The sequence below is a fragment of the Duganella hordei genome (genome assembly GCF_040369125.1).
GTDB lineage: Bacteria > Pseudomonadota > Gammaproteobacteria > Burkholderiales > Burkholderiaceae_D > Rugamonas > Rugamonas hordei.
Genome location: NZ_BPWI01000020.1, coordinates 62,217 through 78,132, shown reverse-complemented (window position 1 = coordinate 78,132; position 15,916 = coordinate 62,217). Strand labels below are relative to the sequence as shown.

The window sequence follows — 15,916 nt, the reverse complement described above, 5'->3', positions numbered from 1 at the left end:
TTTACAGATTACTCAATATGGATCTCTCATCTCGGCACAAAGTCCAATCGTGTAGAAATGTAACTTGATTGACAACAACTAATTAATCCGTTAGCCTGCTGTGAGCTAGTGCCACAGCGCTGACTGCTTCAAGGCAGGCGTTGTCGGATTCTTACCAGTTGATTGCTGGCTGGTTCATCGTAGCGCCCAATGGGATCATCATGCAGGCACTTCTGGGACTTCCAGCGAATACCCTATTGAACAAATTTGGTTCAGGTACGCATGCCCCCGGTTCAGGCAGTGCTGCCGCTTTGATTGGACTGCTTGCCGCCCAGCTTGTAGTGACAGTCGGGCAACTAACCCTAGATAGGGACGAATATCGATCTCATCATTTTGCTGTGCAAGAGATTTGCACAAGGATTCAAACGGTCTTAATACCTACGTTGTCCAAGCTGTTTCAGGATGACGCCGAGGCGTTTGATTTAGTTATCAGCGCACGCAGGGCGCGTGATCAAGCGATTGATGGACGTCAAAAGCGAAAGTACGCTGCGGACGCGCTCGATCAATTGAAGGTTGCGACGGCAATTCCGTTCAGCATTGCCGACGCCTGTTTGGAGTTGATAGACCTTTCCGCAAAAGTGTTTGATGTAGGATTCAGAGGAGCACGTGGCGACACAGGAGTTGCGTTGAGCGCAGCAGTCTCGGGTGTGCTGTCTTCGGTATTCGTTATTAACCTAAATCTGAAATCATTTCGGGGCAGTTACTGGGCTCGCCAGCGGCGCGAAGAATGTGATCTATTACAGCGGACTGCAAGTGAAAAGTACCAGGCTGCACTAGCGCGTGTTGCGCACCTCCGCTCCGAAGACACTGAAGCATTGCGAGTCGACGGAGCCGACCCCATCGCCGACCTTTGGTCGCGCTCTAAACGTAGCTATACAGATCAGGAAATCGAACAGCGGGCATCAGAATTACAAGCCCTGGTATGGCAAAAGCGTGCAGATCTGTGGATAGACTCCGACACTGGCGTGCCGACGGATCCAGTTGATATGCTTAACCCCGATGTTGCCCTAAGAATGCTGGGTTATAACTTTTGTCTGGTTGAGACTCTTGGGATGTTCTCTTCAAACGTAGGGGCATTTGAAGTCGCAGGATTACTGGAAGCGCAGCCTGGTCGAGTGAGTGTGTCGAGACAGATGCAACAAGACGTGCGCCTGTTCACAGCTGCTCATGAGCTAGGTCATGTTGTCCTTCACCCCCATTTGAAGGAGGCCCATCGAGACCGGCCGCTTGACGGCTCTACCCAGTCGAGAGCCAAAATTGAGAGGGAAGCCGATAAGTTTGCTTCCAGCTACTTAATGCCAGCTAATTTGGTTCGGACGCGGTTTTCCAGAGTCTTTGGCAATGCCCCGTTTTTTCTTAATGATGACACTGCTTTTGCACTTCTTGGCGTGGGTCTTGGGGAGGCGCGTCGTCGCATCAAAAATATCCGTAGCCTGTCGCGGATGCTCGCTGGCGCTGAACGGTTCAATGGTCGGCAGGTAATTTCGTTGGTGGGCCAATTCAAAGTTTCTATGACGGCAATGGCCATTCGTCTTGAGGAACTTGAGCTGCTCCGAATGGATTAGCTAAGTTCGACCACCCGTTACACCGAAGGAAGAAGATCGTCTGTCGCTTGGCTATTAAGCACATTGATAGATGCCGGCTTGGTGTTCAGTGATGGGGTACTTTACGCAACCCATATAGATGAGATATCACCGAAAAATCTCGTTCACTGTAATCACTATTTAGCCAAGATGATCGAGGAGAAATGGCCCGACGTGTAATGAAATGAAGCGTCGCTATATCGAGATGGTTTTTCATAAAAGACTCGGAGTCTTTCGCTTAGCAACAGGTCTGATGCAGCGCGCCAAGGTCACGTCTGACCGGCGGCCAATTTGTTCCCTGATTTGATATGGCTGCAGTCCAACCATCGCCGCTTCAGTGCGGTAACCCGCACGTAGACTGTGACCCGCGACCATCTTTGCTGCCTCTTTACCTGCCATCATTCGCACGGACGACTTGACGATCAACGCGACGGTCTGTGGTATCAGCGCCTTGCGCCCCACAAGCTGATCGTACCGGTTCAGTGGGCCTGTCGTGATCCTAGCCAATTCGAGCCAAGTAAGCAGCGCTTTTACGGGGCGGCGGTTGCCTCGCGTATAGGGTATAACACGGTACGTCCTACTCCCTCATGGTCGGTCTTGGACCGTCTAAGTAGCAGCTCCAAGCCACTGTCGTAGTAAGCTATATCCTCGGATCGCAGCCCCACCAGTTCCGAGCGCCGGAACACACCAGCGAAGCCAATCAACAATAGATCCTTGTCAGTTGCGCTCTTTGTAGCTTTGGACCCATTCGACTACCTCCTTTGCACTGTAGAGAGGTTGCGCCCTGCCCGATTTTGTCGGCAAACGTATCGCCTTCGGAAAGCCCGGCAGGCAAGCCATTCGCTCGCGCACAACTTGAGGTTCACGCTTGAGGTATTGCGCGATCATAGAGATGTCCCACAATTCAATGGACAATGGGATGGCCGGCCGCACATAGCCAGCCAAGGCCTCGGCTAGCCGCTCGACGAATTCCGTATCATTCATGACTTGCCTACCTATTCTCATGGGCTCGCGCAGAGAGGTGCGCGGTCATTAGACACATGATGAGGTCAGCCATCTAGCAAGGGTATAAGCCACATCAATCATTTGCCAAATCGATGCCAAAAAGATTATAGAAATTGACGTATAGAATTCAACTGGCGCACCTGCTGACTTAAGGTTTTCGCCCGATCAGACTTCGATCTTAACGGTCTAACTTGCGCACCACGTCGACAGTGGTCGAAAGCCGTACCTCTGCACTGCACTCGCGTACTAAAAATCGACGGCTCTGGCGCCAAGCCTCCTCCTCCGATGTAGGTCCCACGCATACCGCAAACACCGCATCTTGGAAATTACTTCAACTTCTTGGACAACTCTTCTGCCGTCTCATTGTAGTAGGTCTGAAGCTCATTCAAGTTTCGGTGTCCAACAACCCTCGCCAGTTCAAGCACGTTGAGTTTTTTTGCGAGTCGCGTGATCGCTTCGTGACGGGTATCGTGGAATTTCAAGTCTTCGATCTGGCATCGCTCCTTCGCCTTACGGAACAAGGCGTCCAGGCTCGCAGCGCTGATGCCGAACAGCGTGTCACCTGGGGGCATCAGCGCGATCAGATCCAGTGCACGGCTGGACAAAGGCACGTCACGCTTGGTACCGTTCTTGGTACGAGGAAGATGGGCCACACGCCCCTTGATGTCGCTCCGCTTCAAGCCACATATCTCGCCGGCTCGCATCGCCGTCTCAATCGCGAACAGAAACGCCACCGCGACCGCGCCGCTCTTTGTGCTCACAGGAGCTTCGTCGAATCCCAATGCCACGCATAGGCGAATTATTTCGTCTTCACTTATACGCCGGTCGCGCGGCGCCGAGCCTTTCGGTCTGCGTACATCGGTGGTTGGACTTTTCGAGATCCACTTCCACTCACGCCGAGCGGTCGTGAACACGTGCGACAGGAGATTGAGTTCGCGGATCACGGAAGCTCCTAGGACCTTGTCTTCGAAGTTCGCGGCGGCGGTGCCGCGGAGCCGTAGGTCACGCCATTGGCCAAGTATGTCCGAGGTGACATCGGACAAGCGCAAACTACCGAGACGTCGGCTGGCCACGACGTGATCCGCGATGGCCGCAAGCCGATGCCGCTCCATGCGATGTCCGCGTTTATGCACCGACACCTCGCGCAGGTAGCGGTTAAAGGCGTCGTCCAGTGTCTTAGATTCTCCAGGCTCCGCATTCACTCCACTTCGAATCTCGGTCTCACGCGCACTAGCCCACGCCACCGCCTCGGCTTTGGTCGAAAACGTCTTGGTGTCCCGCGTGCCCCGCACCGCTACCGACGCACGCCAGCCCTTACCGGATTTGCTGTAGCTGGCCATAGCTGAGTTGTGTAAAACGTGTGTAAATTTTGTGTAAAGCGTATCCCAAAATAGCGGTATTAAGCGCACGTTTGTGTGATTTCCCACAAACAAAAAACGCCATAAACCCCTGATTTTCAAGGATTTATGGCGTTTTATGATCTTTGTCAGAAAAGCGGACTGGTGCTCCGAGCCGGAATCGAACCGGCACGCCTTGCGGCGGGAGATTTTAAGTCTCCAGTGTCTACCAATTTCACCATCGGAGCTACGCAGCCCGGCATTATGCCACGAACGGTATATAACTGCTATACCGGCAACTATTGAATCCGATAACATGGCATGATTGCTAACATCGATACTGCCGGATTCAACATGACCACCTTCCGACGCCTGCTCTCCGCCCTGCTCCTGCTGTTATTGACACTATGCGGCGCCGCTGCCGCCGACAACACCGCCCCCGCGCCTGCGGCCGCACCGGTCCAGGCCAAGCTGGTCTTCGCCAACCGTACCATCTTCGTGTTCCGCGCCGGCTTGTCGGGATTTTCGCCCGCCGACCGCGCCGAGGGCGCGCACAAGCGGCTCGACGCGGCGCTGGCCCGCAACGGCGCGCAGCAAACCTCGATCCGTCCGATCAACGAAGGTACGCAGGTGCTGCTCGACGGCGCCCTGCTGTTCCTGGTCACGCCGGCCGACATCAACCCGCTGGCCGGCGATACCACCGACAGCGTCGCCAGCGAGAGCGCCGCGCAGTTGACCAAGGCGCTGGCCGAGCGCCGCGAACAGGCCAGTCCACGTTACCTGCTGATCGCCGCCGCGTTGTGCGCGCTGGCCACGCTGGTTTACGGTCTGGTACTGCGCGGCTTGTTCCTGCTGCATCGCTGGGTCGGCAAGAGGTCGACCCAGGCCGTCAGCCGCCGTCTCGGTCAGATCCGCGTCAAGAACGTGCGCGTGCTCGACATCGAACACTACGTGGCCTTCATGCGCCACCTGGTCAACCTGCTGATCTGGGGCCTGCGCCTGATGGCCACCTATCTGTGGGCCGCTTTCGTGCTCGGCAAAGTCCCCTACTCGCGCAGCTGGGGCGAACGGCTGCAGGATTACCTGATCGACGTTGCCGCCGGCGTCGCCGGCAGCATCGTCGAAGCGCTGCCCGGACTGGTGCTGGTAGCGGTGATCGCCGCGTTGGCGCGGATGGTGATGCTGACCGCGTCCTCGGTATTCAAGCGCGTCGAGAGCGGCGAGCTGCAAATCGCCTGGCTGGACCGCGACACCGCCACGCCCACCCGCCGCATCTTCAACGTGGTGGTCTGGCTGTTCGCGCTGGCGATGGCCTATCCCTACCTCCCGGGCGCACACACGGCCGCGTTCCAGGGCGTGTCGGTGCTGGTCGGCCTGATGGTGTCGATCGGCGCGTCCAGCATCGTCGGCCAGGGTGCCAGCGGCTTGATCCTGATGTATGCGCGCTCGCTGCGCAAAGGCGAGTACGTGCGCATCGGCGAATCCGAAGGTACGGTGGTCGAGGTGGGCATGTTCGAAACGCGTCTGCGCACCGGCCTCGGTGAAGAGATCACGATGCCCAACGCCTGGGTGCTGTCCAACACCAGCAAGAACTATTCGCGCGCCCATGCCGGCACCGGCTATGTGCTCGACACCACCGTCACCATCGGCTACGACACGCCGTGGCGTCAGGTGCATGCGATGCTGGAACTGGCGGCCGCGCGCACCGAAGACATCGCGACGACGCCGAAGCCGTATGTCATGCAGATCGCGCTGTCGGACTTTTATCCGGAATACCGGCTGGTGGCTTATTCCACTGTGGAGACGCCGCGCCGCCGCGCCGAGGTGCTCAACCAGCTGCACCAGCAGATCATCGACGTATTCAACGAATACGGCGTGGCGATCACGTCGCCGCACTTCACGCAGGAGCCGGCGACGGCGCACGTGATCCCGAAGGAGGACTGGCATCCTGCACCGGCCGTCGCGCCTATCGACGTCACGCAGGACGAGGCTTCACGCTAGCCAGTGCGGTCAGGATTTGTCTTGCCGCTCGCGGTCGCGCGCCACCGGCGGCAGGCGGTGCTTGGACTGGCCGATCTTTTGCGCACGGTAGATGCCCGCGTGGCCGGAGAACAGATACGCCACCACACAGGCCAGCGCGGCGTAAGGCCCGATCTGCGGGCCGAATAATTCGATCGCCATGATGGTCGATGCCAGCGGCGTGTTGGCCGCTCCCGCGAACACGGCGACGAAGCCCAGTCCCGCCAGCAGCGCAAACGGCAGATGCAGCAACGGCGCCAGCGCGTTGCCCAGCGTCGCGCCGATGTAGAACAGCGGCGTGACCTCGCCACCCTTGAAGCCGCTACCCAGCGAGGCGACGGTGAAGGCGAACTTGCCGAAGAAATCCCACGGCACCACCGGCTGCGCAAACGACTCGACGATCACCGGGATGCCAAGGCCGATGTAGCGCGTGCCGACCAGCCATACCGCCGTCGCCACCACCACGCCGCCGATCAGTGGCCGCAGCGGCGCATACGCCACATGGCGCTTCATGAAGGCCGATGCGGCGTGCGTGGATTTGGCGAACAGCATGCCCGTCAGGCCGAACACGATGCCTGCCACGAGCACGGCGGCCACGCTCAACAGGCCGATCGGCACCATCGCGTTCATCGCGTAATGCGTGTGATGCACGCCCCAGGCCATGCCCACCTGGTCAGCGGCGATGGCCGCGACCATGCAAGGGAAGATGGCGTCGTAGCGCAGGCGGCCGATGGCCAGCACTTCCAGCCCGAAAATGGCGCCGGCCAGCGGCGTGCCGAACACGGAGGCGAAGCCGGCGCTGATGCCAGCCATCAGCAGGATGCGGCGCTCGGCGTGGCGCAGGCGGAACACGTGCGTGAGCTGGTCGGCCAGCGTGCCCCCCATCTGCACCGCCGTGCCTTCGCGCCCGACCGAGGCGCCGAACAGGTGCGAGATCACGGTACCGGCCAGCACCAGCGGCGCCATGCGCAGCGGGACGACTTTTTGGGGATCGTGGATTTCGTCGATCAGCAGGTTGTTGCCCGCCTCGACGCTGCTGCCGAGCTTGAGATAGATCCAGCCCACCGCGAAGCCGGCCAGCGGCAGCAGCCAGATGATCCAGCGGTGCGCCTCGCGCCAGTTGGTGGCCAGGTCCAGCGCGAACAGGAACAAGGCGGACGCGGTGCCGCTGAGCACGGCGATCAGTCCGGCGATGAAGGTCCATTTGCCGATGTACGGCAGCAAGGCGATTTGCTCTGGGTAGCGGGATGATCTCATTGGCTTGCATACTAGCAAATAAGACCGGCGGCGACAATCGGCCTGCTGAGATGGATCAAAAGGCGGCCAGATGGGTCTAACACCTTGTCAGCGCGTTATTGACCTGGATTCAGGTCGGCGGGAGTATTGTGTGATGGAAGAGCGTCTTGCAAAACTGGAAGCGGTATCCGACAGCACCGTGTCAGCGGTCGCTGAATTGAGAGTTGACATGAATGATCGATTCAAGCTTGTTGAGGCGCAGTTGGTCGAACTGCGTAGGCAAAAAGCCGATACCGAACTTATTCAAAGCAAACTGGATGCGCAAGGACGCCAAATTGCAGAATTAAGGCAAGATATGGACCGTCGGTTTGCCGAGCAAGTTGACCAGACCAAAGAGCTACGGTCGGAACTGCGTACATTGACTCGCTGGATCGTCGGCAGCCAGATCACCGTGGTCCTGTTCCTGGTTGGCCTCTCGGCCAAACTCATCACGTTATCCTGAACCCGCCTCAAGCCAGCCGCACCAGCGGGTTGGCGATGATGTTGTCGATCTGGCGGATCGCCTCTTCGCAGGCCGCGGCGATGGCTTCGTCCTCGTTGTCGCGCACGAACTGCATGGTCGCGCCTTCGAACACTTCAATCCCGTCCACACCAGCCCGCTCGATGTCGCAGCTGGCGGTCCAGCGGCGGTCGGTGGTCGGCAGCGCCGTCGGCACGATTTCCCATCCTTTGTAGTGGATCTTGTCCATGATGCTCTCCTTGAGATGTAGCCAGACTATCATGAAGAGGCATCATCGCCGCGCACGGATGCGCGGCGATCACAGCAGGAAGACTACTCTTCGCCGGCGCCGATGGTGCGGCCGATAGGCTGCTCCATGTTCGCCAGGAACCAGGTCAGCGAAGTCATCACGGCGACGTGGCGCTTCAGCTCCAGCGGGTTCACCTTGTCCAGCGTGTCGGCCGGCGTGTGGTGGTAGTTGAAGTAGAAGCTCGAATCGACCAGCGGTTCGAACACCGGCACGCCGGCGCGCTCCATCGGGCCGGTATCGGCGGCGCCGGCGATGTCGCGGCGTTCGAAGATGCCGGCGCCGATCGGCGCCAGCGACTCTTTCAGCGGCGCGAAGTATTTCACCATCGGCGGCGTCACGCTGCCGACGACACCGAACGGACGGCCGCCGCCGCTGTCGGACTCGATCGCGGCGAAGTGCTTGTTCAGCTTGTCCTTGTTGGCGTCGAAGTACGCGCGGCCGCCACGGGTGCCGTTCTCCTCGTTCATCCAGGCGATCACGCGGATGGTGCGGCGCGGATGCAGGTCCAGTTTTTTCAGCGTCTCGATCACGCCCATCGCGCCGGTCACGCCGGTGCCGTCGTCATGCGCGCCGGTGGCCAGGTCCCACGAATCGAGGTGGCCGGACACGATCACCACTTCATCGGCCTTGTCGGTGCCCGGCCAGTCGGCGATCACGTTGAAGCTGTCCGCTTCCGGCAGGTTTTGCGGCGTCAGCGTCAGGTGCATCTTGACCGGGCCTCGCGCCAGCAGGCGGTCCAGCAGCATCGCGTCTTCGGTGGTGATGGCGGCTGCCGGAATGCGCGCGCCGTCAACCACGCCGGTGGCGCCGGTGTGCGGAATGCGGAAATTGGCGCCGCCGACCGAGCGCACCAGCGCTCCTGCCGCGCCCAGCTCCGCCGCCGTTTTCGGTCCCAGGAAGCGCGCGCCCGAACCGACGCCGTAGGCCGGACCGGCATGACCACGATCCGCCATCTCCTGGTCGAACGGCACGTCCAGCAGCACGATGCTGCCCTTGACCTGAGCCGCCTTCTCTTTCATCTCCTGCACGCTGTGCACCACCAGCACCGGCGCGGTCAGGCCGGCGGCGGGCGTCGCGCCCGAACCGCCCAGCGCCGTCAGCACGATCTTCTGCGAGATGCCGGCCGGACGGCCTGCGTAGTCGACCAGTTCCGCCGTCTCCGCGCCGCGCACCCAATGCGGCACCTTGACCGGCTGCAGCGTGACCTTGGCGCCCAGCTTGCGCATCGCCGCTGCCACCTGCTCCACCGCCGCCGCCGCACCCGCGGAGCCGGACAGGCGCGGGCCAACCAGATCGGTCAGGTCGGCCAGCCGTTCGTAGGTCCAGTCATCCTTCATCGCGCTGTCGCGGATTTGCGCCAGCGTCGCTGGATCGTTGGCCGGCGCGGCGATCACGCCGGCGCTCAGCAGGCAGGAGGCAAGCAAGGTAAGGGACAGCGGGGACTTGAAGACGGATTTCATGCGTTTCCTATAATGTGTAGGGGGAATTACAAGAGCGATCCAAACGATAACCCATCGTGAGGAACTTGTCATCAATGTTGATTTGTCATGGCCGTTGCACTACCATGAAAGTTCAACTGCTTGAACAAACTGCCTTAAGGAAGCCATGCTCAAAGGTCAAATCTGCACCGTGCGCCACCTGCTGACCGCCGATCTGAACACCTTCATCGCGCTGGCCAACGACCTGCCCTCGCGCGGCGATTATTTTTCCAGCCACTTCAAATCGCCGGAGACGCTGCGCAAGGAGTTCGCGCAGAACGGCTTCGTCACCGACGACAGCGAACTGTTTGTCATCGAGGACAACGCGCACCACATCGTCGGCGTCATCACGCATTTCAAGAGCCGCACGCCGGTCGCGCGCGAACTTGGCTACCGGCTGTTCGATCCCAAGCTGTCCGGGCGTGGCTACGTCACCGAGGCCTGCCGCCTGCTGGTCGATTACTTGTTCAATGTGCACCAGTACCACCGGCTGGAACTGCTGTCCGCGCCGGAGAACGTGGCATCGATCCGCGTCGCGCAAAAATGCGGCTTCAGCCCCGAGGGCACGCTGCGCCAGAGCTTTTTCATCAACGGCAGATACCGGGACGTGCAGGTGTTCAGCCTGTTGCGCCCCGAGTGGGAAGCCTCGAAAGGCTAATTGTTACAAGCCATTACCGGAATGGCTGCTTTGTAAGCATGTGTATAAGGCGTGGCGCTTTTTTCCCGAACATTTATAGTGAAGTCACTGGCCAACGGATTAATTCCGATCCGGGCCGCAGCAAGGGGAAATACCATGTTGAACAAAAAATTTCTGGGTGTAGCGTTACTGGCCGCAGCAGCAGTATCGACGTCGGCCTTCGCAGGCGACCGTGATTTCAACACGGTGGCAGGTGCTGTGGTCGGCGCCGCGATCGGCAACAGCGCCGGTGGCCGCGATGGCGCCATCGTCGGCGGCCTGGTTGGCGCGGCCGTTGGCAACAGCATCAACACCAACGACCGTTATTACGACCGTGGCCGCGGTGGCCGCTACGTAGAGACCCGCGTGTACTCGCAGCCCGCACCGGTGTACTACGAATCGGCCCCGGTGTACTACGCACCGCCGCCGCGCTACTACGCTCCGCCGCCACAAGTGGTGTATGTTGAGCCGCGTCCTTACTACCGCGAATATCGCCGCGACTACTACGGCGACCGCTGGGAACATCACCGTCACTACGGCCGCTAATCCCGGCAGTCCCAAGAAGCCCTTCCTTCGCGAAGGGCTTTTTTTTTCGTCTCCCCCCGCTAGCACGCAGCATCGGCGCTAGCCTGGGGAAATCATGACGACAGCAGACGCAATCATCGCTTTGGAACTGGGCCACTATCGCCTGCGCGAGCAAATCGGCGGTTCGGCCTACGGCATCATCTGGCGCGCCGGCGGCCCGCACGCCACCCGCGACGTGGCCCTCAAGTTCATCAACCAGGAGCAAATGGCGCGCGCGCTGCCGGCCCAGCGCGAACGCTGGATCGCCAGCGCGAGCAATGAAATCGCTTTTTTACAGTCGCTGGAGCCATGGGACGAGCGCCACATCGTACGCCTGCTCGACAGCGGCTGGCACGAAGGCCTGCCGGTGCTGGCGCTGGAACTGATGGCAACGGACCTGGGCAAGCACATGGTCGCGCTGAAAAGCCGTGGCGAGGCGGTTCCGCTGCCGAGGGTGCTGGGGTGGATAGCCCAGATCAATCAGGCGCTGGCCAAGGTGCATCAATACGGCTGGCGCTACCTCGACCTGAAACCTGCCAACGTGCTGCTGGACCGGCATCTGAATGCCGTCAAGCTGGCCGATTTCGGCACCAACCGCCAGCTGGGCAGCCTGCAGGCGCACTCGTATGCAGGCACCGCCAACTGGCAGGCGCCGGAGCAGTTCTTCCCTGTGGACGGCGGGGGGTATGCCACCGGCGCCCGCAGCGACTATTTTTCGCTGGGGGCGATGTTCTATTTCCTGGTCACCGGCGGACTGCCGCTGCGGTTCTGCAGCGATTGCGGGCAGGCCTACCGTGAGCATCACACCGCCGGCGCGGACCTGCTGCGCCAGATGCATGGCGGAGCGATACCTGCTGCGCTGCAGGCGGAGGAGGAAGCGCGCTTCGCCGCCGCCATTCCCGTATCCATGCGCGACGCGGCACTGGAGTTGTTGCAAACGTTGCTGCATATCGATCCGGCCCAGCGTCCTCGCCATGCGATCCAGATCAGCCGCATGCTCAATGCGATACAGGGCGTCAAGCCTGTGCGCGGCACTTTCGGCGCCGCAGATCCTGTTCTTAACATGAACCGTCCGACCGCCGAAAACGGCTGGCGCGGCATACAGGGGGCATGATGGCGATCTCGCTGCGTTTCTCTTCCAATACCGCGCGCGCTACGCCGCAGGTCCGGCGGACGCCCTTCTCCGTGGCCGATATCTTCGCCTCAGTGGCCGATGCCGCCGCGCGCAACGCGGGCCTGGCGGCCACCATCGCGATACTGGCGGCGCTATGCGGCTTGCAGGTACTGGCCTTGCTGCGCGCTCCCGAGGCCTGGCTGCCGGCCGCCATCACCGTCAAACTGGCGCCCGGCGAAAGCATCGTGCTAGGCCAGCACGAACTGGCGGCGCCGCAAGCGGACCGCAACCACCTGTCGTTGCGGCGCGACGCGCAGGACGGTTGGATGTTGCGCAATCTGAGCGCGTCGCGCCAGGTCGTCTTGATGCGCGACGCCGGCGAGCAGCGCATGGGCAGCGTGCCCCTGCAGGCGGGGCAACGCTTCCAGATCGACAGCGCGCTGTTCGACGTGCAGGCCGCAGATGCCGGCAGCGTCACCTTTTCCCGCGACGGCCACGAATGGCGCTACAACGGCGCCGTGCTGTACCGCGACGGACGCCAGCAGGCCAACTGCCCGCAGTCGCATGTGGCGTCGAAGATGCTGTCGGTCTGGAACCGCTACGCGCCGGGCGTGCTGACGATTTCTCGTCCACTCTCCTTTGGCGGCAATCTGTATTGCGACAACCGGCTTGGCCTGGCCCAAGTCACGCCGGGTGCCGCGCAACTGGCGCGCAGCAATGGACGCTTGCAGCTCTCGGCCGGCAATCCGGATGGCGATCGCGCTACGGTGCTTGTGCTGAACGGCGGTGCGCAAAGCGATCTGCGCAAGCAGGAGGCTGCGCTGGCCGGCGTGACCGCGATCGTGGTCGGCCACACGCGCTTTCAGCTCAGCGCCGACGCCGATCGGCTCACATTGAAGCCAAGCCGCCACATCAAGCTGTTCGGTGGGCCGGAATTGAAACTGCCGGAGCAAGTCAGCTGGCAATGGCAGCAACGCGCATTGTGGGACGATGGCCATGTGAAGGCGGTCTGGATCGGACTTGCAACCAGCATTGCCTGCATCGCCGCCGGCCTCGCGTGGACCGCCGTGCGAGTGCGGGGCGGAGCGGCGAACCTTGGCATGCTGCCAGCCGCCGGCTGCGTGCTGGCCACCGGCGTCATCGCGCTGATCTTGCAGCGCGCCGGCTACGCGCCCAGCGCCGCCAGTTCGCTGCTGCTGGCCGCCTGCTCGCTGCTGCTGTGGCTTGCACTTCCCGGCCGCCTGACATTGCTGGCCGCCGCCAGCGTCGTGCTGCTGGCGGCTGGCCTGCTGGCGCAGCTGGAGCTCGGCCTCGGCGCGCCGGAATCGTCCTGGCTGCGCTACTACCAGAAAAGCGCGGCGCTGCTGGCCATCGGTCTCGGCCTCGGCGCCATGCTGCGCCTCTGGGCACTACGCCAGGCGGCGCGCGGAACGCACCTGCGGCAACGCAGCATCGAATGGATGCTCGCCGCATTCGCCACCGTGGCGCTGGCCGCGCTGGCCGCACAGGTACTATGGGGCGACGAAACCGGCGTCTTCGACCTGCAGCCGGTCGAACTGGCCAAGCTGGCCCTGACCGCCCTCACCGCCCACTGCCTCGCGCTGCGCTTCAACTGGCACAGCGGGCCGCAGCACCTGGCGGAACAAGGCGCGCGCTGGCTGCAGCTGATCGCCCCCGCGCTGCTGTTTGTCGCCCTGCTCGGCCTGTCGCTGGTGCAGGTGGACGACTTCTCGCCGCTGATCCTGCTGCTGGTCTGGAGCACCGTCATGGCCTTTGCCTACGCCGTCGCCGCCCGCAACCACAAATTGGCCGCAGCGCTGATCGTCATGGCGCTGACGGCGGCGGGCGCCATCGTCTACCTGCGCTGCGTCGGCACGGACGACCTGATACGCTGGGGTTTCTACGCCGACCGCTTCCTGGTCTGGCTCAATCCCGCCGAGCACCCGCACACCGGACAACAGCTGCTGCTGGGCGCCCGCGCCATTGCGGACGGCGGCTGGCTGGGCGCCGACCACTGGATGGGATTGCGCTCGCTGGGCATGTCGGCCGGCAGCGCGGTGCAGATCCCCGCCGTGCAGGACGACTTCGCGGCCTCGTTCTTCCTCAACCGCCACGGACTGGCCGGCGGACTGCTGCTGTGGGTGGCGCAAGCCGCCTTCCTGGCCGGCATCGCCATCAGCGCCGCCCGCGCCTACAAGGCCGGCGCCGGCGCGGGCGGCTTCCGCCACGCATGGTCAGGCCGCTTCCGCTACTTCATGCTGTGCGGCGGCGGCGCCTTCGTGCTGGGCCATTTCCTGCTGTCCTGGGGCACCAACCTGGCGATCTTCCCCATCATGGGCCAGCCCATGAGTTTCCTGTCCGCCGGCGGCAGCCATTTGCTGTTTTTCCTTTGCCCCCTGCTAGCGTTTAGTGCCATCAGCGCGCCATCTTTAGAAGGAGAATGAATCATGCCGATCTATGTTCAACACCAGGTTTTGGGCCGCATCCCCGACGTTTTCAACGCGGAAGCGATCTGGCAGGCGCCGGGCCTGGCGCTGTTTTCGCGCCGCCCGCTGCTGCGCGACCTGCTGGAGCGCAGCCCGCGCGAACACAAAGGCCGCGCCGCCACGCGCTGCTTCTCCCATGTCACGCTGATGCTGCCGCAAGAAGAAGTCGACGACGACTACCACCTCACGCGCGGCGCACGCGCCCGCGACCTGGCGCAAACACTGACGGCGCTGCACCAGAAGGACTTCGGCGACCTGCTCGGCGGCGACCAGGTGCGCTACGACGTGGTCGGCACATCGTCGCTGGCGCCGGGCGAAATCGAGGTCAAGTTCGGTCATGCGGTGTACCTGCCCGCCGCCGACGAAAAGATCCTGTACAACGTCAGCGTGTCGCGCGACAGCGCCATCTGGCATCCGGTCTGCCCGATTTACCCCAACCAGCGCCTGGCCCTGATCGGCGGCGAAGGCGGCGAAGCCAGCTTCGTCGCCAGCGGCTGGCCGTTCGGACCGGACGGCGCCATCCTGGTCATCAACGACGGTCCGGATGCGCCGCCGGTGGTGCAGATGCGCCCGAAAGACGCCTACGATTGCCGCTTCGATCCGCGCAGCGGCTGCTACACCATCAAGTCCACGCGAGAAGTACCCGGCGGCAGTCCGCGCCTGCTGCTCAAGATCGCCCGCACAGCCACCGCCGCCGCCACGCCGCCGGCGCATGCCGCAGCCGGTGATACGATCAGCATTCCGGCCGCCGGCACCACGCGCGACGCCGCCCGTTCCGCCAAACCGGCGGTCTGGCAGAGCCGCATCGACGGCGCTCCGCTGGACCAGACCGCAGTCCCCGTCAGCCACAAGCCGGCGAACAAGCCGGGCCAAAACTTCGGCGAGAGCGACGCCACCTACGCCCCGGTGTCGCAGCAGCGCGTCAGCCTGGTGGCGCTGGCGTTGCCGCGCTTGAGCCGTTACCGCGACACTGGGGCGCAATCGCTGGAGCTGCCGTTCAACCGTTCGCTGGCGCTGTCCGCCGAGGGCACGCCGGTGATCAGCTTCATCGTCGATGCCGCCGATGAGCTGTATGCCTGCACCGCCGACGGCCGCCAGCGCATAGGCACCCCGGCCACCTTCACCCCGGTGGATTCGCATGCGATCCGGCTTCTACCCGCCGCGCCGCAAATGGCCGACCGCTATCGCGCCGTGGTCTGCCTTGCGCGGCCGGTCGGCGCCGCCGTCGCCAACGGCGCGCGCTTTACCTTCGGCCGCAATTCGCCGATGCTGGCCGCGCTGCGCCTGCTCGATTCGCCGTCCTTCATGAAGCGTGCCGACGGACCCAACACCGCCAGCGCGGACCGCATCGGCCTGTCGCGCAACGCGTTCAGCTTCGAGACGTCGGCCAAGGGCTACAAGATCGGCCGGCTCAGCGCCACGCAGGCCTTGTACCACCTCGACGACAAGCTGGAATTCGTCGCCAGCATCGGCGACGCCAGCACGGATGTGCCATATCTGCTGCCGCATGGCCATCACCTGGTGGCCGGCCACTACGTGCTGCGCTTCGACGCGTAAGCACACGAGGAGC

General features: G+C 62.4%; 13 protein-coding genes and 1 tRNA gene. 8 read left to right on the top strand and 6 right to left on the bottom strand.

The window, feature by feature from the left end; all coding sequences use genetic code 11:
- Positions 1 to 200 precede the first annotated feature (200 nt).
- The gene (locus ABWW33_RS29010) at positions 201 to 1,604 is read left to right on the top strand and encodes a cyclodeaminase/cyclohydrolase family protein (RefSeq protein WP_353404878.1); all 1,404 of its coding nucleotides are present in this window, start codon (positions 201 to 203) and stop codon (positions 1,602 to 1,604) included.
- A gap of 735 nt (positions 1,605 to 2,339) precedes the next feature.
- Here the strand turns inward: ABWW33_RS29010 and ABWW33_RS29005 are convergent.
- From ABWW33_RS29005 to ABWW33_RS28995, 3 genes are all read right to left on the bottom strand, one after another.
- A complete protein-coding gene (locus tag ABWW33_RS29005) occupies positions 2,340 to 2,606 on the bottom strand; it encodes a hypothetical protein (protein WP_353404875.1) in 267 nt (88 codons plus the stop codon).
- Between the two features lie 347 nt (positions 2,607 to 2,953).
- Positions 2,954 to 3,967 carry a tyrosine-type recombinase/integrase gene (locus ABWW33_RS29000; protein WP_353404873.1) on the bottom strand — a complete coding sequence of 338 codons (1,014 nt, stop codon included), beginning with the start codon at positions 3,965 to 3,967 and terminating at the stop codon, positions 2,954 to 2,956.
- A 160-nt stretch (positions 3,968 to 4,127) separates the two neighbouring features.
- A tRNA-Leu gene (locus tag ABWW33_RS28995) sits at positions 4,128 to 4,212 on the bottom strand.
- Between the two features lie 106 nt (positions 4,213 to 4,318).
- Between ABWW33_RS28995 and ABWW33_RS28990 the strand changes: the two genes are divergently transcribed.
- Positions 4,319 to 5,965, top strand: coding sequence for a mechanosensitive ion channel family protein (locus ABWW33_RS28990; RefSeq protein WP_353404872.1), 1,647 nt, complete (start codon positions 4,319 to 4,321; stop codon positions 5,963 to 5,965).
- A 9-nt stretch (positions 5,966 to 5,974) separates the two neighbouring features.
- Here ABWW33_RS28990 and ABWW33_RS28985 read toward each other — a convergent pair whose 3' ends face one another.
- Positions 5,975 to 7,240 (bottom strand): voltage-gated chloride channel family protein, encoded by a 1,266-nt coding sequence (locus tag ABWW33_RS28985; RefSeq protein ID WP_353404870.1) that lies wholly within the window; start codon positions 7,238 to 7,240, stop codon positions 5,975 to 5,977.
- Positions 7,241 to 7,373: 133 nt separating this feature from the next.
- On the opposite strand from ABWW33_RS28985, the gene ABWW33_RS28980 reads away from it, so the two are divergent.
- The gene (locus ABWW33_RS28980; protein WP_176650208.1) at positions 7,374 to 7,721 is read left to right on the top strand and encodes a hypothetical protein; all 348 of its coding nucleotides are present in this window, start codon (positions 7,374 to 7,376) and stop codon (positions 7,719 to 7,721) included.
- A 7-nt stretch (positions 7,722 to 7,728) separates the two neighbouring features.
- On the opposite strand, the gene ABWW33_RS28975 is transcribed toward ABWW33_RS28980, so the two are convergent.
- Positions 7,729 to 7,968, bottom strand: coding sequence for a hypothetical protein (locus ABWW33_RS28975; protein ID WP_176650207.1), 240 nt, complete (start codon positions 7,966 to 7,968; stop codon positions 7,729 to 7,731).
- Between the two features lie 83 nt (positions 7,969 to 8,051).
- Positions 8,052 to 9,488, bottom strand: coding sequence for a M20/M25/M40 family metallo-hydrolase (locus tag ABWW33_RS28970; RefSeq protein WP_176650206.1), 1,437 nt, complete (start codon positions 9,486 to 9,488; stop codon positions 8,052 to 8,054).
- A gap of 145 nt (positions 9,489 to 9,633) precedes the next feature.
- Between ABWW33_RS28970 and ABWW33_RS28965 the strand changes: the two genes are divergently transcribed.
- The 5 genes from ABWW33_RS28965 to ABWW33_RS28945 all read left to right on the top strand — a co-directional run bounded on the left by ABWW33_RS28965 (position 9,634) and on the right by ABWW33_RS28945 (position 15,903).
- Complete coding sequence (locus ABWW33_RS28965) at positions 9,634 to 10,164, top strand: GNAT family N-acetyltransferase (RefSeq protein WP_176650205.1); 531 nt, start codon at positions 9,634 to 9,636, stop codon at positions 10,162 to 10,164.
- Positions 10,165 to 10,299: 135 nt separating this feature from the next.
- On the top strand, positions 10,300 to 10,728 hold the full coding sequence (locus tag ABWW33_RS28960; protein ID WP_176650204.1) for a glycine zipper domain-containing protein: 429 nt from the start codon (positions 10,300 to 10,302) through the stop codon (positions 10,726 to 10,728).
- 94 nt (positions 10,729 to 10,822) lie between these two features.
- Positions 10,823 to 11,860, top strand: coding sequence for a serine/threonine-protein kinase (locus ABWW33_RS28955; protein WP_353404869.1), 1,038 nt, complete (start codon positions 10,823 to 10,825; stop codon positions 11,858 to 11,860).
- Positions 11,857 to 14,304 carry an FtsW/RodA/SpoVE family cell cycle protein gene (locus tag ABWW33_RS28950; RefSeq protein WP_353404868.1) on the top strand — a complete coding sequence of 816 codons (2,448 nt, stop codon included), beginning with the start codon at positions 11,857 to 11,859 and terminating at the stop codon, positions 14,302 to 14,304. The genes ABWW33_RS28955 and ABWW33_RS28950 overlap by 4 nt, the downstream gene beginning before the upstream one ends.
- A gap of 3 nt (positions 14,305 to 14,307) precedes the next feature.
- Positions 14,308 to 15,903 carry a hypothetical protein gene (locus ABWW33_RS28945; protein WP_353404867.1) on the top strand — a complete coding sequence of 532 codons (1,596 nt, stop codon included), beginning with the start codon at positions 14,308 to 14,310 and terminating at the stop codon, positions 15,901 to 15,903.
- Positions 15,904 to 15,916: the final 13 nt, after the last annotated feature.